The organism is Streptomyces sp. NPDC042102, from assembly GCF_055582305.1.
The window spans coordinates 162,964-182,258 of the sequence record NZ_JBVJDL010000004.1 but is presented as its reverse complement, the minus strand read 5'-3'; the positions used below and the strand labels follow the sequence as shown (position 1 = coordinate 182,258).

The window sequence follows — 19,295 nt, the reverse complement described above, 5'->3', positions numbered from 1 at the left end:
CCCCCCACGGCCCACACCGCCCACGCCGCGTGTGCAGGCGGCGGCGCCTGCATCGGCCCGCCTGCCCGCAGGCCACGGGTGCCCACACCGGCCGCGGCGCCACCGGCACCCGGCGGCACTGCTGGCGTGTCCGTGCTGCCCGCGCCGCCCGCACCGCCTCTGGCGGCCGCGCCGCCCGCGCTGTCTCTGCCGGCCGTGCCGGCCCTGTTGGCTGCGACGGCCCGGCCGCTGCCCCGGCCGCGTCGGCCGCAGTGCCCGAGCTGGGACAGCCGCGTGCGGTGCCTGCGGTTCACCTGGCTTCCGAGGTGCCCGGGCAGGCCGTGCTGCCCGCGGTGCCCGCGCCGGCCTGTAGCGGCCGTGCCGGCCGTGCCGGCTGCGACCGCTGCCCCGGCTGCGTCGGCTGCAGTGCCCGAGCCGGCACAGCCGCGTGCGGGGCCTGCGGTTCCGGTGCCGTCCGAGGTGCCCGTGCTGGCCGCGCCGCCTGTGGCGGCTGTGCCGGCCATGCTGGCTGCGATGGCCGCGACCGGTGCCTCGCTCGCGTCGGCATAGCCGCGTGCGGTACCCGCGGTTCCGGTGCCGTCCGTGCTGCCCGCGGTGTCCGCGGTGCCCGTGCCGCCGGGGCTGGCGGCGAGGCGGGACGCGGGCGCTGCCGGGCCCGCGTCGGCCGCGGTGCCGTGCTGCCGGTGCCGGCCGTGCCGGGCAGGGCGGCTGCCGGGTCCGTGTCGGCCCGTGGGGCCAGGGATGCGGGCCGACGCTGACGGCGTCGTCATGCGGCTTCGCGTCGGCCGGGCCGGCCGACGTACTCAGGACGGCCGTCCGTGTGCGGTGAGCGGGCTGAGTACGGTGACTCAGGACGGCGGCCGCGGGCGGGCCGACCATGGGGAGCGTCAACCGACCGTACGTCCGCCAGCGAGGCCGCCCGTGCTCAGCCGTATCGCCGCCACCCTCTTCCCCGTCTTCGGGAACCTGACCGTGTCCGGAGCGGAACGGCCCCGGCCCGGCAGCATCCTCGTCGCCAACCACACCTCCCTGTCCGACCCCGCCGTCGTCGTCGCCGCGCTGCGCCGGCTCGGGACCGAGCCCGTGATCATGGCCACCGCCGGGCTCTGGCGGGTTCCCGTGCTCGGGGCCGCCCTGCGGCGCGAGGGGCACATCGCCGTGCACCGGGGCACCGAGCGCGCCGCCGAGTCGCTCGACGACGCCGCCGACGCGCTCGCCGCCGGGCGCTGCGTCCTGCTGTACGGCGAGGGCCGGCTGCCCGCACGGCGGGACGCCGGCGAGGCGCCGCCCGGCCCCTTCCGCAGCGGGGTGGCCCGGCTCGCCTTGCGGACCGGCGCTCCCGTGGTGCCCGTCGGCCAGGCCGGCGCCCGCCGGATCAGTTCGGGGAGCCGGGCCAAGCAGCTGGCCGGTGCGCTCACCGCACCCGCCCGCCGGCCCGACCTGCACGTGCACGTCGGCGCCCCCGTGCACCTGCCTCCCGGTGAGGTCCCGGCCGCGACCGCCCACGTCCACGGCGCGGTGTGCGCCGCCTGGCGCACCGCCGTCGACACCCTCGCCCGCCAGGCGTAGCCATACCGTTCCGGAAGTCCGTCCCGGAAATCCGTTTCGGGGCAGCCGCACCCGGCCCCTACCGTGGCGCGGTGACAACTCAAGTGATCGTGCTCAACGGCGGATCGAGTTCGGGGAAGTCCGGGATCGTCCGCTGCCTCCAGGCGGTCCTGCCCGACCCGTGGCTGGCCCTCGGCGTCGACACCCTCGTCGACGCGATGCCCGCGTCCCTGCGGGAGTCGGACACCGGCATCGAGTTCGCCGCGGACGGCGAGGTGGTCATCGGGCCGGAGTTCCGGACGCTGGAGCTGGCCTGGGCCGAGGGCGTCGCCGCGATGGCCCGGGCGGGCGCCCGGATCATCGTGGACGACGTGTTCCTCGGTGGCCCGGACTCGCAGCGGCGCTGGCAGCGGGCGCTGGGTGGCCTGCCGGTCCTGTGGGTCGGCATCCGGTGCGACCCCGCGGTCGCCGCGGGCCGCGAGGTCGCACGGGGCGACCGGGCCATCGGCATGGCCGCCTCCCAGGCGGAACTGGTCCACCGGGGCGTGGTCTACGACCTGGAGGTGGACACCTCCCGCGCCGAGTCGATGGAGTGCGCCCGCGCCATCGCCGCGCACGTCGTGTGACGGGCCTCCCGCGAGCCCGACGTACGCCGCCGCCCGGAACCGGAGTCGTGCCTCACACGTCTGTGACCGCGTGCAGAAGAAACACAGAGTCCTGACCTTGGTCTTCGCGCTGCTGGCGCTGCAGTTGGGTTCACTCGTCAACCCGGCCTGGGCCTGCGGCTGTGGTGCGATGGTCACCGACCGGATGGCCAGCATCGGTGTCGACCGCGAGACCTCCGTCGTGCAGTGGGACGGCGCCACCGAGCAGATCGTGATGCGGTTCACGGTCAACGGCAACGCGCCGCGCGCCGCCTGGATCATGCCGGTGCCCAGCCGCGCGAGCGTCGAGCTCGCGGACGCCGACATGTTCGACGACCTCGCCGCGGCGGTCCGCCCCGAGCGCAGGACCCGCCACTACTTCTGGCCGCGGGGCGACGACTGGCCCTTCACCTGGGGCGACCGCGACGGCTTCGCCGGCGCCGCGCCCGGCGCGGCCGGCGGCGGGGTCGGTGTCGTGGGCCGCGAGCGGCTCGGGGACTTCGACGTCGCCCGCCTGACCGCGACCGACCCCGACGCCCTGCGCACCTGGCTGACCGCGAACGGCTTCGAGCTGCCCGACCGGCTCGCCGCCGAAGTCCGCCCGTACGTCGACCAGAAGTGGGAGTACGTCGCGGTACGCCTGGCTCCCGAGCGGCAGGGCACGACGCTCACCGGGACCCTGGACCCGCTGCGGATCCGGTTCGCCAGCGACCGCCTCGTCTACCCCATGCGCCTGTCCCGGCTGGCCAGGACCCCGCAGTCGCTGGGCCTGTACGTCCTGGCCGACCACCGCATGGAGCCCGTCACCGCGATCGGCGGCGACCGGCCCGAGGTGCTGTTCGCCGGGCGGATCGAGCCCGAGGGCGCGCTCGCGGACCTCACCGGCGGCAGGCCGGCCTTCCTGACCGCGCTCGACCAGCGGTTCCCGGACCCGGGCCGGATCGACGGCGACCACGAGCTGAGGGCGACGGCGGCCGACACCCCCTACCGCCGGGTGACCTACACCGGCCGGCTGCTCACCGTCGGCGACGGCATCCCCGTCTGGCTCCTGACGGTCGGTGGCGTGCTGCTCGCGGTCACCGGCACGATCGTCGCCCTGCGGCGGCGCGGGCGACTGCGCGGGCGCGGCGGCGCAGACGCCGTACCGGCCGCCTGACGGTCCCTGGTGACCTGAGTCAGAAATTCTCTTGCTGTTCCAGCAACAATGAACACCATGGACCGTCTGCTGCACTTCGACCGTACGCTCGATGAGCTGGACCCGCCTCGCTGGGCGCCTCCTGGCCCTGACGCGACCGGTTTGGTGCGCAAGGTGCATGAGCTGCGGCAGGTTCCGCTGGGCGAACTCGGTCCGGCGGGCCTGCGAACCCTCCTTTCCCAGCAGGTGGCACTGCCCTACGTTCTTCCGCTTGCCGTGCGCTTGCTGCTCGATGAGCCGATGCTCGACGCCTATTTCTACGAGGGCGACCTGCTGCTTGCCGCAGTGGACGTCCCGGCTTCAGCCTGGGCCCTGTTCCCGGACCTCGGGGCACGGTTGCGCACCGTCGTCATGGCCCTGCCGGAGGCTGTGGTGGCTGGTCTGCCCCGCGGCGGCGCCGAGGAGCTCGCCCGCTTCGTCGCCCGGCCTGAGTCGCTTCGCTGACCGGATCGTGGAGTATCCGCCGATGGCGTGCTGGTCGTCGGTGCGTGGACGCCGCGGGCGGAGGCGGTCAGTAGAGGCGGTTCACGACGTTCTTCACCGTGGTGTTCTTGAAGTAGTCGACCGGCGGGGCGCTCCAGTTGCTTTCCCACTCGATGAGCGTGACGGTTTCCCCGTCGCGGCCCACGCCGAACAAGTGGTTGTGGTAGGTGCCGTGGGAGGGGTATTCAACGCGCATGCCCTGCACGGTGGCTCCCTCTTCCACGTCCACCGTCCCGTAGTCGTAGCCCGTCACGACGGTGAGGGGGCTCTGGTGGGAGGCCGGGCAGTCCGTGTACACCTGCCGTGCACAGGAGGAGAACTCGATCGCCGCCGCTTCCGTCGAACAGGCCGTCCCATCAGCGGGAATGGCGTACACCGCCCTCGTAACTGACCGGAAATGGCCTGCCGGGCGCGGGGCGGTCCGGTCATTCGCCGTGCGAGGGGTGGCTCGTCTATCGAAGGTCCCTGCGAGTGCGGCTCGGTAGGGTCGTGCCGTGCACCCTGATGAGAGCGATCCTGTCGATCCGGCACCTGTCCTGAACTGGCAGGACGGCTCCACGTTGCGCTGGACCGACCGGCCCGAGGAGGTCGATGCCGCGTTCAGCCGGGGCGAGCCGCTCGTCGGGGTGGCTGTGATCGCGCTCGCTCTCAACCATGCGGACGCGGAAGCGGTTCTGCCCCGGATCGGCAAGGCGCTGGAGGCGGAGGACCCGGAGGTCCGCCGACAAGGTGTCATCGCTCTGGCCCACGTCGCCCGGCTGCACAGGACCGTTGATCGACGATGTCTTGATCTCCTGCGCGGTTGCCCGCGTGGCAACGAAGCCGATGACGACCTCTGGTCCTTCGTCGCCCACCGGCGGCTTCCGTGGTGGCTCTGGCGGCACCACTTCACGGAGCGGTTGGCCTGGTTGTTGCGCGACAGATGGCGCGATTGACGCTGCCAGCGGCTTGCGCCGGACGTCGGCTCTGCCGCTGCACCGTTTGCACCTCACGCGGCGGGAGGTCCTACGGTCGCGGCCATGAAGATCATCGTTCATGACACGGCCTCCGCCATGCTCGACCTGCTGGAGCGCCCGGCGGCGGACCGCCCCGCCGCCCTTGCACAGCTGCTCGCCCCGCTCCAGGAGACGATGTCCGCCGTGGGCATCCCCGACCTCGTGCAGCTGCACCGGACCGGAAGCGGATTCCCGCTCGACCACGACGATCCCCGCCTGGCGGAGGCCGTCCACCGCATGCGGGACGCGGGCGTGTGGGCCCGCGTCGAGGACTGCCTCGGCGCGGCGCGAGAACGCCTCGGCGCCGCCGCACCCGGTGCCGCGACCGCCGCGGACGTGCACGTCGTCCTGGTGCTCGGCGACCCCGACGACGAGCACCTCACGGTCCGCAGCGCCGGCTACTTCGGCACGGGCGGCATCCCGGGCGCCATCCACCTCGCGATGTGGCCCACCGAGACCAGCCTGGCGAAGATCGGTCACGCCGCCGCGCACGAGCTCCACCACAACGTGCGGTACGCCAACGTGGTCTGGGACCCGGCGGCGGTGACCGTCGGCGAGCAGGTGGTCGCCGAGGGGCTGGCGGAGGCGTTCGTCCGTGAACTGGCGGGCGAGGAGGCCATGGGGCCGTGGGCGACGGCCCTCACGGGTGCCGAGCTGGACGAGGCGTACGAGAAGGTCACGGCGGGCCTGGGCGTGGCCGGGATGCACCGGCTGCCCCCGTACGTGTACGGCGACGCGACGGCCCGGCTCATGGGTGCCCAGCCCATCGGGCTGCCGGACTTCGCCGGGTATGCGGTCGGGCTGCGGATCGTGGACGCCCACCTGGCGGCCACGGGCCTGACAGCCGCCGAGAGCGTCGCGCTGCCGGCCCGCACCATCCTGGCCAACGCGGGGATACGGGCGACAGCCTGACGGATGTGCGCAGGGGAGCCAGCCGGAGTCCACCCCTGTTCGACCGCCTCGAGGGTGCCCGGGAGACGCCCCGTTCGCCCCGTACGTGCACGAGGTCCGCCCCCATCGGGCGGGGCTTGACCTCAAGTGAGGTTCAGGTTGGAGGCTTCTTCATGTGCCGCTGGCCGCACGGCAGCGGGCAGCGCAGCACTTCACACATTGGAGGAAGTCTCATGTCGAGCAGTGCCGTTCCGAACTCCGGCCCCACCGTGCCTGCCGCACCCTCGGTCCACCGTTCCGGCCTCAGCTGGTGGAAGGTGCTGGTCGCCGGCGCGTTCGGCGCGGCCGTGGTCAATCTGATCGTTCTTGCCGTCGCCAGGCTGGCCGGTGCCTCGCTCGTCGTCGTCGACGGCGGTGCAGAGCACGCGATCACGGTCGGTGGTGTCGTCGGCTCCTCCGTCGTGCCGCTGGTCGTCGGGACGGGCGCTGCCCTCTTGCTGGCCCTGTGGAAGCCGGTCTTCCTGCGGATCGCGCAGTACGTGGGCGGTGGGCTGGCGCTGTTGTCGGTCGCCGGCCCGCTGTCGTCCGGAGCCGACGGCGGCACCGTCGCGGCACTGTCCGTCATGCACATCACCCTCGGCGTGGCGGTCGTCACCACCCTGGAGCTCCACCGCCGCCGCCATTGAGCCTCAGCGCCGCCAGGTCTCGCGCGGGGTCGGCACGTGACTGACGGTGCGTTGGTCGAGCGGGCTCCATACCATTCCGTATGGTACGGTCCCGTCATGGCAAGCAAACGGGACTGGCTGGAGACCGGGTTCGCCGTGCTGCGGCAGGATGGCGCGCGGGCGCTGACCGTCGAGCGGCTGTGCAGCGAACTCGACCTGACCAAGGGTTCCTTCTACCACCACTTCAAGGGCATCGCGGGTTTCAAGACGGACCTGCTCGCGCACTTCGAGGCCGAGCACACGAGCCGCTTCATCGCCGAAGCCGAGAGGGCCGGTGGCTCTCCTCGGCAGCGGTTGCAGCAGCTGCTCGACCTCGTCCTCGACGACAAGAGCGGTAGTGACGAAGTCGAGATCGCCATCCGCTCCTGGGCCCTGCAGGATCCCGAGGCCCATGCCCTGCAGGAGCGGGTGGATCGGTCGCGCACCGACTATCTGCGTACCCTCTGGCATGAGCTCGGCGGCCCGGAGGCCGAGGTCGAGCCCATGGCCAGGTTGCTCTATCTGGTGCTCGTCGGCGCGCAGCAGGTCGTCCCGCCCATCCCGGCATCCGACCTGCGCGACGTCTACGGCCTGGCCCTGCGCCTGGCCCCGCCGGACCGGGAGCACTCCGGATGAGCCGCCTCGCTCCTTGGGTTCCCCGGCTGATCATCGCCACCGCGGCCCTTCACTTCGTGTGGGGCCTGGCCCAGCCCCACGCCTGGGGCGCGATCGCCCGCGACGGCCTCTTCCGCAGCGTCGTCGAGACGGGTGACGAGGACTACTTCCTGCGCGAGTTCAGCGTCTGGTGGATGGTCGCCGGCGTCGCGCTCCTCGCGCTGGGCACACTGGCACGGCACGTCGTCCGCACGACCGGCCGCCTGCCCGCGCAGATCGGGTGGTACCTCCTGGGCGTCGGCGTGGTCCTCTGCGTCCTCTACTTCCCCGTCACGGGCGGCTGGCCGGTCCTCGCCATCGGCGTACTCGGCCTCGTGGCCGCCCGCCGTACCGGAACCCCGCGGTCAGGGCAGATGTCCTACGGCACGGACAACAGCTCCGCAGCTCCGCGCGGTTGACCCCTCCAGGACCACGACGGAAAGGCAACGCAGTCCATGACGACGTCACCCACCGGCCGACCGCCGGTCCTGCCGCCGGCGCGCTGGGCGGTCCGGGCGGCCTGGGCCGCCCCGCTGGGCCTCCTCCCTTCCTCCGTCTGGCGCGTCACGGTCGCGTTCACCGACGGACACAACCCCACAGAGATCACATACATGGCGGTGCTGAGCTGCGTGACGGTGGCCCTCGCCTTCCTCACCGTCGGCCTGGTCCAGAGCTGGGGCGAGACGTTCCCCCGCTGGATCCCCGGCGCCGCCGGGCGCCCCGTTCCCGCCCGTGCCGTAACCCGGATCGCACGGGCCGGCGGTGTCCTGCTCGTCCTCATCACCCTGTACGGCGCGCTCAACAGCATCTTCGGATTCGTCGAGCAGGGGCCGCAGCTCATCCACCAGGACAGGGAGTACGAACAGCCCGCGGCGTGGGTGACCTACCTGTACCTGCCCGCCGCGGCCTGGGGCTTCCTCGTCCTCCTCGTCGCCGGGGACTACGCCCGGCGGACCACCGGCAGGGCGCCAGGCCCCGAGGCCGGGACCCCGAAGTAGAGCCTCCGGCCCGCCGTGGTGCAGGGGGCGGTCGCGGCACCGAACCGCGGTAAGCTCCCCAGCCCTCATACGGCCACTACTAGAGTGCGGCCATGGAGATCACCTACCGGCCCTACGTACCCTCCGACGCCGAAACCGCCGCCCTCGTCCGCTTCCTGACCGCCGGGACCTGGCCGTTCCACGCCACGCCGGTCCTCGACGAGGACGCGGTCCGGCGGTCGCTCGCCGCGGGTGCCTTCGACGGCGACGAGAGCCGGACCTTCTGGATCACCCTCCCCGGCCGGGCCGGGGACCCGGTCGGACTCGTCCGGCTGATGGACCTGGCGGACGCACCGGACAACGCCCCGCTGTTCGACCTGCGGGTCGCGCCGGCGTACCGGGGGAGGGGAATCGGGGGCGAGGCGCTGGCGTGGCTGACCCGCCACCTGTTCACCGAACTCCCGCGGATCGCCCGGATCGAGGGCACCACCCGCCAGGACAACGTCGCCATGCGCCGTACGTTCCGCAGTGGCGGTTACGTCAAGGAGGCCCACTACCGCGACGCGTGGCCCGGGGTCGACGGAGCCGTCCACGACGCCGTCAGCTACGCGGTCCTGCGCCGCGACTGGCTCGCCGGCACCGTGACCGCCCCCGACTGGGACGACGAACCCGGGACGGAAAACCACCCCAGCTAGGGCGAGAGGGGCTGAAGGGAACCAGAGGGGCGAATGTGACGTCCTGTCTGACGAGCGTACGCGCCGGACACCAGCCGTCGGCCACGACAGCCCGACACCAGCCGCCCGCCACGAGTGGGTCACTGCCGGTGCCGGCCGGCGGTCGCCGGCCCCGCGCGGCGCGTGCCGAGTGACGAGTGAGAAGCACGAGGAGAGGACGTCATCGTGGAGACCACGGGAAGCCGCCCGCCGCGCCGCACCGCGCTGGCCCTGGGGGCCGGAGCGGTGCTCGCCGCCGTGTCGATGGCGGGGGCCGCCCACGCCGCGACGCCCGGCCGCCAGGACCGTACCCGCGAGGACCGCGACCGGGAGACGGGCATCCGGCGCGCGCTGCGCGCCCTGGAGGCGGAACACGGCGCCCGCCTCGGCGTGTACGCCTACGACACCGGAACCGGACGGGCCGTGCGGTACCGGGCGGACGAGCGCTTCCCGATGTGCTCGGTGTTCAAGACGCTGGCGGTCGCGGCGGTCCTGCGCGACCTCGACCGGGACGGTGAGTTCCTGGCCCGCCGCATCCACTACACCCAGGACGACGTCGACCGGTCCGGGTACGCACCGAAGACCAAGGACCACGTGGCCACCGGCATGACCGTCGAGGAACTGTGCGGGGCGGCCATCAGCTACAGCGACAACACCGCCGCCAATCTGCTCCTGAGCGAACTGGGCGGCCCGCAGGCCGTCACCGCCTTCTGCCGTTCGACCGGCGACGACGTCACGCGCCTGGACCGCTGGGAGCCCGACCTCAACTCCGCAGAGCCCGGCCGCGAAACCGATACCACCACCCCGTCCGCCATCGGCCGGACGTACGCGCGCCTGGTCCTGGGCAACGCCCTCGACCGCGCGGACCGCACCCGCCTGACCGACTGGCTGCTCGCCAACACCACCAGCGTCGAGCGCTTCCGCAAGGGGCTGCCCACCGACTGGCGGATCGCCGACAAGACCGGCGGCGGCAAGTACGCCACCAACAACGACGTGGGGCTGGGCTGGCCGCCCGGCCGCTCCCCGGTCGTCCTGGCCGTCCTGACGACCAAGCCGGAGGCGGGCCCGGACGCGCCCGCCGACAACCCGCTCGTCGCGAAGGCCGCCGAACTGGTGGAGCATCACTTGCGTTGACCCGAAGGTTGGAACGGGCTGGCGGGGCGGCGGCCGAGCGGGCAGAGTCGGACGCGTGACGACGAATCGACCTGACCAGCCGCCCGCCCGCGTCGACTTCTACTTCGACCCCGCCTGCCCGTTCGCCTGGATCACCTCCCGGTGGATCCTGGAGGTGGAGCGGCTGCGCGAACTCGACCTGCGGTTCCGGGTCATGAGCCTCTACGTGCTCAACGAGAAGCGTGAGCTGCCCGACTGGTACCGCGACCTGGTGGACCGTTCGCTCGCCCTGACCCGGATCTGCACCGCCGTCGCGCAGCAGCACGGCGAGAAGGAGCTGCCCGCGCTCTACACGGCCCTGGGCACCCGTATCCACAACGGCGGGAACAAGGACTTCCTCGCCGTCGCCAAGGAGGCGCTCGCCGAGACCGGGCTGCCCGCCGAGCTGATCAAGGCGGCCGACAGCGACCGGTACGACGAGGACCTGCGGCGCAGCCACCACGAGGGCATGGACCCGGTCGGCGAGGACGTGGGCACGCCCACCCTCCACATCGACGGTGTCGCCTTCTTCGGCCCGGTCCTCAGCTCCATCCCGCGCGGCGAGGAGGCGGCCCGGATGTTCGACGCGGCCCGCACGCTGGCCGCCTACCCCGACTTCTACGAGCTCAAGCGGACCCGTACGGGCGGCCTGAACTTCGACTGACGGGGGACGGCCCCCGCACTCCTCTCCCTCTCCTGCCGCACGCCCTTACGCCCTTACGCCCTCACGCCCGGAGTTCGGGCGGGAAGCCCGTCCAGCGCAGCTCGGCCGGCAGGTGCGCCATGTCGTTGGAGACGAGCACCGACGAGGGCCGCCCGGGCGCGTAGCGGATCACCGTCAGGGCGGCATTGCCCTGGTTGAGCCCCAGCCAGCGCCACTCCGGCGCGTCGAGGGCGGCCCGTACGAGCCAGCCGACGAGGAAGGCGTGGGTGACGACCAGCTCGTGGCGCGGCTCGTCACCGGGGACGGGACCGGTGAAACGCGCCAGCGCCGCCCGCGCGAGCGCGGGCCCCCGCTCACGGTCCGCCGCCGGGAACTGGGCCACCCGGTCCAGCAGCGCGTCCGCCGCCTCGGCGGGCAGCTCCGCACGCCCGGGTACGTAGGGCACGTAGTCGCCGGCCAGCTCCGACTCCCGCAGCGGGACCCCGTCGAGCCGGCCCGCGACCAGGGCGGCGGTCTGCGCGGCCCGGGGGAGCGGGCCGTGCCAGATCCGGGTGAGCGGTACGCCGCGCAGCCGCTCGCCCAGCAGCTTCGCCTGCCGGCGGCCGTCGGCGGTCAGCTCGCTCTCGTCGGCCGTGGCCTGGCCGTGCCGGGCCAGGTAGAGGTAGCGGGCGGCCTGTGTGGTCATACGGGAACCCTCCGTGACGGCGGTGATGCGGTGAGGCGGTGATGGGGTGGTGCTGCGGTGCGGTGATGCAGTGGTGTCGTGATGCCGTGGTGTCGGAATGTCGATGATCACGAACACCTCGGGTGACGCCCCGGCCCGCCCGACCGGTTCCCGGGCCCGGCCACCCGCATCCCCGGCCGGTCCTCCCGCCGCCACGCCGCGAGGCCCCGCCCAAAGCTCTCCGATAATGTGTTTTCGATAGGAAATGTGCCCATTCGGTTGAGGTCGTTGCCTTGGACACACATCAGTGGGCGAAAGGGACCACCGAGCAGCCCCGGCGGGCCGTCGGGTACGCGGGCGTGCTCAGTGAGCTGCTCCCCATCGCCCTCTGGCGCGAGGACGCCGAGGGGCGCGTGGTGGAGTGGTCCCTCGCCGCCCAGGACCTGCTCGGACACCTGCCCGACGAGGTCCTCGGCCGGCCCGCCGCGCAGATGCTCGTTCCCGACGGCAACCGGGACCTCGCCGACGACCTGACCCGCCGCGTCCACGCGGGCGAGACCGTCGTCGGCACCCTGTCCGCCCGGCACCGCGACGGTCACCCGGTCACCATGGAGATGTGGATCGTGCCCGCCACCGACCCGCAGGGCCGCCCCGGCGCCCTCCTGGTGGCCGTGGAGACCTCCGAGGTCCTGCGCATGCGCGACGCCCTCGCGGCCCTGGAGAGCCTGTTCACCCAGTCGCCCATCGGCCTCGCCACCCTCGGCCCCGACCTGCGGTTCCTGCGCGTCAACGCGGCCCTGGCCAAGATGAACGGCGTCAGTGCCGCCGACCACGTGGGCAGGCGCCTCACCGAGGTGGTGCCCGGCGTCAACGCCACGGTGCTGGAGACGATGATGCGCCAGGTCCTCGACCTCGGTACGCCCGTCATCGACGCCCGCCGCACCGGCCGGACCCCGGCCGACCCCGACCACGAACACACCTGGTCCTGCTCCTACGCACCGCTGCGCGACGCTTCCGGCCGGGCCCTCGGCCTGATCGCCTCCATCATCGACATCACCGAGAGCGAGCACGCGCTCATCGAGGCCCAGGCCGCCCGCCAGCGCCTGACGCTGCTCGCCGACACCGGCGCCCGCATCGGCACGACCCTGGACCTGCGCCAGACCGCCCACGAGATGGTCGAGATCCTCGTCCCACGCCTGGCCGACTCCGCCGACGTACAGCTGCTGGAGGACGTCCTCGACCCCGACGACCCGGGCGCGAGCCGGCAGGGCCTGGTGCGGCGGATGGCCGCCACCTTCCCCGATCCGACCGCCCCGACCGCGAAGCTGGTGCCCGGCATGACCCTCCAAGTCCCGCTCGGTTCCGTGTACGAGCGCGTCATCGCCGACGGACGGCCCATGAACCTGACCCACGCCGACGTCCCCCACCTGATCACCGACCCGCGCGCCGACGCCCTGCGGTCCTACCTCGTCGCCCACGTCGGCTCCGCGCGCCTGGTCCCGCTCGTCGCCCGCGGCACCGTACTCGGCGCGGTCGTCGTGACCCGGATGAAGAACCGAGAGCCCTTCGACGAGCAGGACTGCGTCCTGATCGACGAGCTCGTCAGCCGCGCCGCCCTGAACATCGACAACGCCCGCATGTACACCAGCCAGCGCGAGGCGGCCCTCACCCTCCAGCGCAGCCTCACCAACAGCGCCCTGCCCGCCGTCCGTGACCTCGAACTCACCGGCCGCTACCTTCCGGCCAGCGACCACGACGTCGGCGGGGACTGGTTCGACGTCATCGCCCTCCCCGACGGCCGGACCGGGCTGGTCATCGGCGACGTCATGGGACACGGCATCCACGCCGCCGCCGTCATGGGCCAGCTGCGCACCGCCGTCCGCACCCTCGCCCGGCACGACGTCCCGCCCGTGGAGATGCTCCGCTCCCTGGACGACGTGGTCGCCGAGATCGGCGACGACGAGATGGCCACCTGCGTCTACGCCGTCCACGACCCGGCGGCCGGCGGCTGCGTCGTGGCCCGCGCGGGCCACCCCCCGCCCGCCGTGGTCGCCCCCGACGGCACCGTCACCTTCCTCGACGGCCCCGCCGGCACCCCGCTGGGCACGGGCGGCCGGGACTTCCGCGCCGAAACGGTCCCGCTGCCCCCGGGCAGCCTGCTGGCGCTCTACACCGACGGCCTCATCGAGTCCCGCGACCGGGATCTCGACCAGGGCATGAGCGAGCTCGCCCTGGCCCTGCGCGCCCTCGCCCGCCCCCTGGACCGCATCTGCGACGACGTCCTGGAACACCTCCTGCCCGACCCCGCCCAGGACGACGTGGCCGTCCTGCTGGCCCGCCCCCGGGACCTGGGAAGCACCTGAGGGAACGGTTCACCGGGCGGCCGCCGGGCCTCACCGGGCGGCCCGCGGGTCCCCACCCACCGCCGGGCGTCTCACCAGGCGAGGTCCTCGAGCCCGTCCAGGCTCGGGACCAGCGGCGCCATGCCCGGGCCCTCGCCGGTCAGGGCCAGCTCCGCCCAGATCACCTTGCCGCGCTCGGTGTAGCGGGTGCCCCAGCGCTCCGCGAACTGGGCCACCAGGAACAGGCCGCGGCCGCCCTCGTCCGTCGTGGCGGCGTACCGAAGGTGCGGGGAGGTGCTGCTGCTGTCGGAGACCTCGCAGATCAGCGTGCGGTCCCGGACCAGACGGACCCGGATGGGCTCGCCGCCGTAGCGGATGGCGTTGGTGATCAGCTCGCTCAGGATCAGCTCGGTGGTGAAGGCGATCGCGTCCAGATCCCAGGCCGTGAGCTGGTCGGCGGCCGCGTTGCGCACCCGGGAGACCTCCGCCGGGTCCGTCGTGACCCCCCACTCCGCGACGGCGGAGGCGTCCAGCCGCCGGGTCCCGGCCACCAGCACGGCGATGTCGTCGGTCGGCGCCGGCGAGAGCAGCTCGCGCAGCAGGTCCGCGCAGGTCTGCTCCGGACTGCGCCCCGGCCGGGCCAGCGCCTGCCGCAGCAGCGCCAGACCGGCATCCATGTCCCGCGCCCGGTCCGCCAGCAGTCCGTCGGTGAACAGCACCAGCCGGCTCGCCTCCGGCACCGGCACCTCCACCGCCTCGTACGGCATCCCGCCCAGCCCCAGGCCCAGCGGCAGACCGGCCGGCACCTCCGGGAACTCCACCTCCCCGTCCGGGTGCACCAGCGCCGGGCCGGGATGCCCGGCGCGGGCCATGGTGCACAGCCCCGACGTCGGGTCGTAGACCGCGTACAGGCAGGTGGCGCCGGTGATGCCCTCGCCGCCCCCTTCCCCGTCGCCGCGCTCCCCGCTGCTGCGGTCCTCGTTCTGGTCGATCCGGTCCACCAGCTCGTCCAGGTGCCCCAGCAGCTCGTCGGGCGGCAGGTCCAGCGTGGAGAAGTTGTGCACCGCCGTACGCAGCCGCCCCATCGTGGCCGCGGCGTGCAGGCCGTGCCCGACGACGTCGCCGACCACCAGCGCCACCCGGGCACCGGGCAGCTGGATCACGTCGAACCAGTCCCCGCCCACCCCGGCCTTCGCCGGCAGATAGCGGAACGCGACCTCCACCGCCGTCTGCTCGGGCAGCACCCGGGGCAGCAGCCGGCGCTGCAGCGTCACGGCCATGTCGTGCTCGCGCGTGTACCGGCGGGCGTTGTCGATCGAGACGGCCGCGCGCGCCGCGAGCTCCTCCGCGAAGGAGAGGTCCTCCTCGCCGAACGAATCCGTGGTGCCCGCACGCCAGAAGTTCGCCATGCCCAGCACCACGCCGCGGGCCTGCAGCGGCACGGCGATCAGCGAGTGGATGCCGTACGCCAGGGTCTTCGCGGCCCCCGGGGGGTCCTGCTCCCGCCACCCCGGAGCCGTGGTCAGGTCGCGCTCCAGCACCGCGTGCCCCGACGACAGCGCGGCGGCCATCGGCGTGGCCTCGACGTGGAAGCTGATCAGATCGCCCGGCGGCTGGAGCGGCGGGTCGTCGCGTACGCCGGACAGCGCGATCCGGCGCATCTGGGTCTGCACACCCGTCGGCTCCTCGCCCCGCACCACCGGATCCAGCAGCTCCACCGTGACGAAGTCGGCGAAGCGCGGGACGACGACCTCCGAGAGCTCCTCGGCGGTCCGCCGGACGTCCAGCGTGGTCCCGATGCGCACCCCGGCGTCGTACAGCAGCTCGAGCCGCCGGCGGGCCACCTCGGAGCGGCCCGAGAGCGCGGCCAGCTCGGTGGAGTCCCGCAGGGTGATGACGGTGGCGGGCCGGTGCCGGCCGTCCGGCTGGGTGGGGCGCACGTTCAGGGCCAGCAGCCGGTCACCCGCCAGGTGCACCTCGTCCGTCGCGGGCCGCCCGGAGACCAGCAGCTCGGTGGTGCGCGGATCGAGACCCAGCCCGGTCACCGGACGGCCCTCGACATCGGCCGGCAGGTCCAGCAGCCGCCGGGCCTCGTCGTTGGCCAGCACCAGCCGCTGGTCCGGCCCGATGATCAGCACGCCCTCGCGCACGGCGTGCAGCACCGCCTCGTGGTGCTCCTTCATCCGGGTCATCTCGACCGGGCCCAGACCGTGGGTCTGGCGCCGCAGCCGCCGGCTGACCAGCGCGGCGCCGCCCGTGGCCAGGACCAGCGCGCCCGCGGCGGCGCCCAGCAGGAGCGGCAGCTGGTTCTCCACGACCTCGGAGACGTTGCCGATCTCGATCCCGGTACCGACCAGTCCGACGACGGCGCCGCTCGCGTCCCGCACGGGCACGACGGCCCGGACCGCGTCGCCCGGCTCGCCCCGGAACAGCTCGGTGAAGGACTCGCCGGCGGCCGCCCGCGCGATGTCACCGGTGGCACGCCGGCCGATCAGCTCCGGCCGGGAGTCGGTGTAGCGGATGCCGTCGGTGGTCATCACCGCGACGAAGTCCACGCCCGCGGCACGCCGGGCGGCCTCGGCGCGCGCCTGCAGCAGGGCCGTCGGATCGGGAGCCGCCAGTGCCTGCGCCAGGCCGGGGGCCTGCGCGAAGGCCTCGGCGGTGGCCAGCGAGCGCTGCCGCGCGGCGAGCTCGCTGTCGTTGCGCGCCTGGAGGACGAGCGCCAGCGAACCCACGGCGACGAGCAGCACCACGATCAGCGCCTGGAGCAGGAACACCTGTCCGGCCAGGCTGCGCGTGTCCGGCCGGGGGCTCACGGCCGGCTCCGCGCGATCAGGAGCGCCACGTCGTCGAAGTCGTCGGCACGGCGCAGGGCGTCGAGCAGCACGTCGCAGGTCTCCTCCAGCGGCCGGTGGACGTCGTCCAGCAGGCCGAGCAGTGCGTCCAGGCGTTCGTCGATCGGGTCGTGACGCGTCTCCACGAGCCCGTCGGTGTAGAGGACCAGCTGGTCACCGGCGCCGAAGGGCACGGTGATCGTCTCGAAGGACACGCCCCCGACCCCGAGCGGCACACCGGTGGGCAGGTCGACGAGTCCGGCGGGGCCGCCGGAGACGCGGAGCAGGGCGGGGGGCATATGGCCGGCGTTGGCGATCCGGACCTGTCCGGCCCCCGGGTCGTGCACGGCGTACAGACAGGTGGCGATGTAGTGCTCCAGCCCCGCCGTGATCTTGTCGAGGTGCTGGAGGACCTGCTCCGGATCGAGGTCGAGGTCGGCGAACGCGCAGGTGGCGGTGCGCAGGCGGCCCATCGTGGCGGCGGCGTCGATCCCGCTGCCCATCACGTCACCGACGACCAGCGCGGTCTTCTCGCCGGCCAGCGGGATCACGTCGTACCAGTCGCCGCCGACCTCGCTGGAGGCGTGGGCGGGCTGGTAGCGGGAGGCGATCTCCAGGCCGGCCGGGTGCGGCGGGTGCCCCGGCAGCAGGCTCCGCTGGAGCGTGACCGCCGAATTGCGCACGCTCTGGTACCAGCGGGCGTTGTCGATGCTCACCGCCGCGCGGGCGGCCAGTTCGACGGCGAGGATCACGTCGTCCTCGTCGAAGGGTTCCGGATTGCGGGCGCGCTTGAGGTCCAGGGCGCCCAGCACCTCGCCGCGGGCGATCAGCGGCACCGCGAGGTACGAGTGCAGGCCGGCGCGCGCCAGCAAGGCCGCGGCGGCGGGACTGCGGGCGATCGAGGCCAGGTCGGCCTCCCGCACCTGGCCGACCAGGACCGGGCGGCCGGTGTGCACGCACCGCGTGACCAGCCGGTCGGCGCCGTACATGCAGACCTCGCCGGCCGGGTCGGCCGCCTCCAGAGCCTCGGTCGGGTAGGCGGCCTTGACCGCGAGCGCCCGGAACAGCTCCGGCCCGCTGTCCGGGGCGCCGGGGCGGCGGCAGGAGAGGACGGAGTCGAGGACGTCCACTGCCGCGACGTCGGCGAGCGCGGGCACCGTGACCTCGGCCAGCTCGTGGGCGGTCCGGTCCACCTCCAGGGTGGTGCCGACGCGCGCGGAGGCGTCGGCGACCAGCGCCAGCCGGCGCCGCGCCCGGTCGGCCTCGGTGGCCGCGCGGTGGCGCTCGGTGACGTCGATGACGGAGATGGCGACCCCGAGCACGCGCCCCCGGGGCCCTTCCAGGCGGTAGCAGGAAACGGACCAGGCCTGCTCGGTGACGGGGGTGGTGCCGGATCCGGCGGTGCCCGCGGCCCCGGAGCCGACGTCCGGGGCCCCGGAGGGTCCGGGGGACTCGGGGGACCCGGGGGAGGGGCCCGGGGCGCGGCCGACCACGTACCGGTCGACCAGCGGTTCACCGGTGGCCAGGACCCGCCGCAGTGCCGCCTCCACCCGGTCCACGTCGTGGAAGGGCAGCGTGTCGCGCACGTGCCGCCCGATGTGCTCCCGCGCCGGAATGCGGTCGACCCGTTCCAGGGCCGGGTTGACCAGGACGTACCGCAGGTCGGTGTCCATCAGGGCCAGCCCGATGGGGGACTGCGAGACCAGCCGCTCGGACAGCGCCAGGTCGGTCTCCACCCGTTCGACGGTGGTGTGGTCGGCGGCGATCCCGAGGGCGAACACGTCCCCGAGACCGTCGGTCAGCCGCATGTTGCGGAACTCCACCAGGCGGGTGCTGCCGTCCTTGTGGCGGATCGGGAAGGCCCCGGCCCAGCTCTCGCCGCTCTGCAGCACCTCGGCGAAGAGCTGGATCACCATCTCCAGGTGGTCCTCGTCCACCAGGACGTGCCCGGCGTACCGGCCGAGCGCCTCCGCCGCCGTGTAGCCGAACAGCTGCTCGGCCTGCGGGCTCCAGAACAGGATCCGCCCCTCGGCGTCGAGGATCACGGCTGCGACGCCGAGCACGTCCAGCAGGCCTCGTGCCTCCTCCGGCCGCCCGGGTTCCGCCGCGGGCCATCCCGTCCGGCTCGCCCCGCATCCCTCGGCACGGAAGGATTCGGCTGTCACACGCCACTCCCTCCGTTCACCGGCACATCGCACGACCGCTCGCCGCAGGCGGGTGGTACTTCCATGCTGCCCCCGGGGTGCGCGTAGGGCATCGCGGCCGGTGCGGCCCGCGGGGCGGCGGGCCGGGCGAGCACCCCGGGCGGCACCCTCCGCCCCGCGGCCCACCGGCCCACCGGTTCGGCCGATCTGCTGCCGGCGCGGTGCCGCGCCACCTACCGTGGACGGCATGAGCGCCGACGACCTCAGCCCCGACAGCGTGTGGCCGCTGCCGCCGGCCTGGATGTTCGCGTGTGCCGAGTGCCATCGGCTGTACGAGCGGATGAAGGACATCCAGGCGGTGACGGCCGAGCTGTGGCTGACGGGGGAGCGCGGAGTGGACTGGGACCCGTTCGACATGGGTCCCGGCTCACAGATCCGGCTGGCCCGGCACCTCGCCGACGTCCACACGGACCTGCTGCCCGGCTGGACGCCCGGCTGCGAGCACTGCGCCCACCGGCGGACCCTGCTGGCCCGGGACCCCGGGTCGGCCGGTGCCCGTCTGGTGTCCGCCCAGCACCGCGCGGGGCACTTGTTCCTGCCGCCCCGGACACTGGGGCTGGTCTGACACACCGGTCCGACGGGTACGGGCGGGCACGCACCGGCGATACCGGTCACGCGCCCGCACCGCCCG

19 protein-coding genes are annotated in these 19,295 nt (G+C 73.7%); 15 read left to right on the top strand and 4 right to left on the bottom strand.

What is annotated here, in order from left to right:
- Positions 1 to 921: 921 nt before the first annotated feature.
- From ACZ6KO_RS19020 to ACZ6KO_RS19005, 4 genes are all read left to right on the top strand, one after another.
- Entirely contained in the window at positions 922 to 1,569 is a 648-nt protein-coding gene (locus tag ACZ6KO_RS19020) for a lysophospholipid acyltransferase family protein (RefSeq protein WP_469305137.1), read from the top strand.
- A 71-nt stretch (positions 1,570 to 1,640) separates the two neighbouring features.
- Positions 1,641 to 2,174 carry a chloramphenicol phosphotransferase CPT gene (gene cpt, locus ACZ6KO_RS19015; RefSeq protein WP_469305136.1) on the top strand — a complete coding sequence of 178 codons (534 nt, stop codon included), beginning with the start codon at positions 1,641 to 1,643 and terminating at the stop codon, positions 2,172 to 2,174.
- A gap of 70 nt (positions 2,175 to 2,244) precedes the next feature.
- Positions 2,245 to 3,348, top strand: coding sequence for a DUF2330 domain-containing protein (locus ACZ6KO_RS19010; protein WP_469305135.1), 1,104 nt, complete (start codon positions 2,245 to 2,247; stop codon positions 3,346 to 3,348).
- Positions 3,349 to 3,405: 57 nt separating this feature from the next.
- Complete coding sequence (locus tag ACZ6KO_RS19005) at positions 3,406 to 3,831, top strand: contact-dependent growth inhibition system immunity protein (protein ID WP_469305134.1); 426 nt, start codon at positions 3,406 to 3,408, stop codon at positions 3,829 to 3,831.
- Between the two features lie 67 nt (positions 3,832 to 3,898).
- Here ACZ6KO_RS19005 and ACZ6KO_RS19000 read toward each other — a convergent pair whose 3' ends face one another.
- The gene (locus tag ACZ6KO_RS19000; protein WP_469305133.1) at positions 3,899 to 4,168 is read right to left on the bottom strand and encodes a hypothetical protein; all 270 of its coding nucleotides are present in this window, start codon (positions 4,166 to 4,168) and stop codon (positions 3,899 to 3,901) included.
- 196 nt (positions 4,169 to 4,364) lie between these two features.
- Between ACZ6KO_RS19000 and ACZ6KO_RS18995 the strand changes: the two genes are divergently transcribed.
- The 9 genes from ACZ6KO_RS18995 to ACZ6KO_RS18955 all read left to right on the top strand — a co-directional run bounded on the left by ACZ6KO_RS18995 (position 4,365) and on the right by ACZ6KO_RS18955 (position 10,620).
- Positions 4,365 to 4,805, top strand: a complete 441-nt coding sequence (locus ACZ6KO_RS18995) for a hypothetical protein (protein WP_469305132.1) — start codon at positions 4,365 to 4,367, stop codon at positions 4,803 to 4,805.
- Positions 4,806 to 4,889: 84 nt separating this feature from the next.
- Complete coding sequence (locus ACZ6KO_RS18990) at positions 4,890 to 5,777, top strand: DUF2268 domain-containing putative Zn-dependent protease (protein WP_469305131.1); 888 nt, start codon at positions 4,890 to 4,892, stop codon at positions 5,775 to 5,777.
- 212 nt (positions 5,778 to 5,989) lie between these two features.
- On the top strand, positions 5,990 to 6,442 hold the full coding sequence (locus tag ACZ6KO_RS18985; RefSeq protein ID WP_469305130.1) for a DUF6069 family protein: 453 nt from the start codon (positions 5,990 to 5,992) through the stop codon (positions 6,440 to 6,442).
- 96 nt (positions 6,443 to 6,538) lie between these two features.
- Positions 6,539 to 7,096, top strand: a complete 558-nt coding sequence (locus tag ACZ6KO_RS18980; RefSeq protein ID WP_469305129.1) for a TetR/AcrR family transcriptional regulator — start codon at positions 6,539 to 6,541, stop codon at positions 7,094 to 7,096.
- A complete protein-coding gene (locus tag ACZ6KO_RS18975; protein WP_469305128.1) occupies positions 7,093 to 7,533 on the top strand; it encodes a DUF6463 family protein in 441 nt (146 codons plus the stop codon). The genes ACZ6KO_RS18980 and ACZ6KO_RS18975 overlap by 4 nt, the downstream gene beginning before the upstream one ends.
- 36 nt (positions 7,534 to 7,569) lie before the next feature.
- Entirely contained in the window at positions 7,570 to 8,112 is a 543-nt protein-coding gene (locus ACZ6KO_RS18970; RefSeq protein WP_469305127.1) for a hypothetical protein, read from the top strand.
- A gap of 92 nt (positions 8,113 to 8,204) precedes the next feature.
- Positions 8,205 to 8,786 carry a GNAT family N-acetyltransferase gene (locus ACZ6KO_RS18965; RefSeq protein WP_469305126.1) on the top strand — a complete coding sequence of 194 codons (582 nt, stop codon included), beginning with the start codon at positions 8,205 to 8,207 and terminating at the stop codon, positions 8,784 to 8,786.
- Positions 8,787 to 8,990: 204 nt separating this feature from the next.
- Positions 8,991 to 9,938, top strand: a complete 948-nt coding sequence (gene bla, locus ACZ6KO_RS18960; protein WP_469305125.1) for a class A beta-lactamase — start codon at positions 8,991 to 8,993, stop codon at positions 9,936 to 9,938.
- 55 nt (positions 9,939 to 9,993) lie between these two features.
- Complete coding sequence (locus ACZ6KO_RS18955) at positions 9,994 to 10,620, top strand: mycothiol-dependent nitroreductase Rv2466c family protein (protein ID WP_469305124.1); 627 nt, start codon at positions 9,994 to 9,996, stop codon at positions 10,618 to 10,620.
- A gap of 61 nt (positions 10,621 to 10,681) precedes the next feature.
- Here the strand turns inward: ACZ6KO_RS18955 and ACZ6KO_RS18950 are convergent, their stop codons facing one another.
- Positions 10,682 to 11,305 (bottom strand): histidine phosphatase family protein, encoded by a 624-nt coding sequence (locus tag ACZ6KO_RS18950; protein ID WP_469305123.1) that lies wholly within the window; start codon positions 11,303 to 11,305, stop codon positions 10,682 to 10,684.
- Positions 11,306 to 11,577: 272 nt separating this feature from the next.
- On the opposite strand from ACZ6KO_RS18950, the gene ACZ6KO_RS18945 reads away from it, so the two are divergent.
- Entirely contained in the window at positions 11,578 to 13,647 is a 2,070-nt protein-coding gene (locus tag ACZ6KO_RS18945; protein ID WP_469305122.1) for a SpoIIE family protein phosphatase, read from the top strand.
- Positions 13,648 to 13,718: 71 nt separating this feature from the next.
- Here the strand turns inward: ACZ6KO_RS18945 and ACZ6KO_RS18940 are convergent, their stop codons facing one another.
- Both ACZ6KO_RS18940 and ACZ6KO_RS18935 read right to left on the bottom strand, forming a co-directional pair.
- Positions 13,719 to 16,442 carry a SpoIIE family protein phosphatase gene (locus ACZ6KO_RS18940; RefSeq protein WP_469305121.1) on the bottom strand — a complete coding sequence of 908 codons (2,724 nt, stop codon included), beginning with the start codon at positions 16,440 to 16,442 and terminating at the stop codon, positions 13,719 to 13,721.
- Positions 16,439 to 18,625: a SpoIIE family protein phosphatase gene (locus ACZ6KO_RS18935; RefSeq protein WP_469305120.1), complete on the bottom strand. Its 2,187-nt coding sequence runs from the start codon at positions 18,623 to 18,625 to the stop codon at positions 16,439 to 16,441. The genes ACZ6KO_RS18940 and ACZ6KO_RS18935 overlap by 4 nt, the downstream gene beginning before the upstream one ends.
- A 226-nt stretch (positions 18,626 to 18,851) precedes the next feature.
- Between ACZ6KO_RS18935 and ACZ6KO_RS18930 the strand changes: the two genes are divergently transcribed.
- Positions 18,852 to 19,229, top strand: a complete 378-nt coding sequence (locus ACZ6KO_RS18930) for a hypothetical protein (RefSeq protein WP_469305119.1) — start codon at positions 18,852 to 18,854, stop codon at positions 19,227 to 19,229.
- Positions 19,230 to 19,295: the final 66 nt, after the last annotated feature.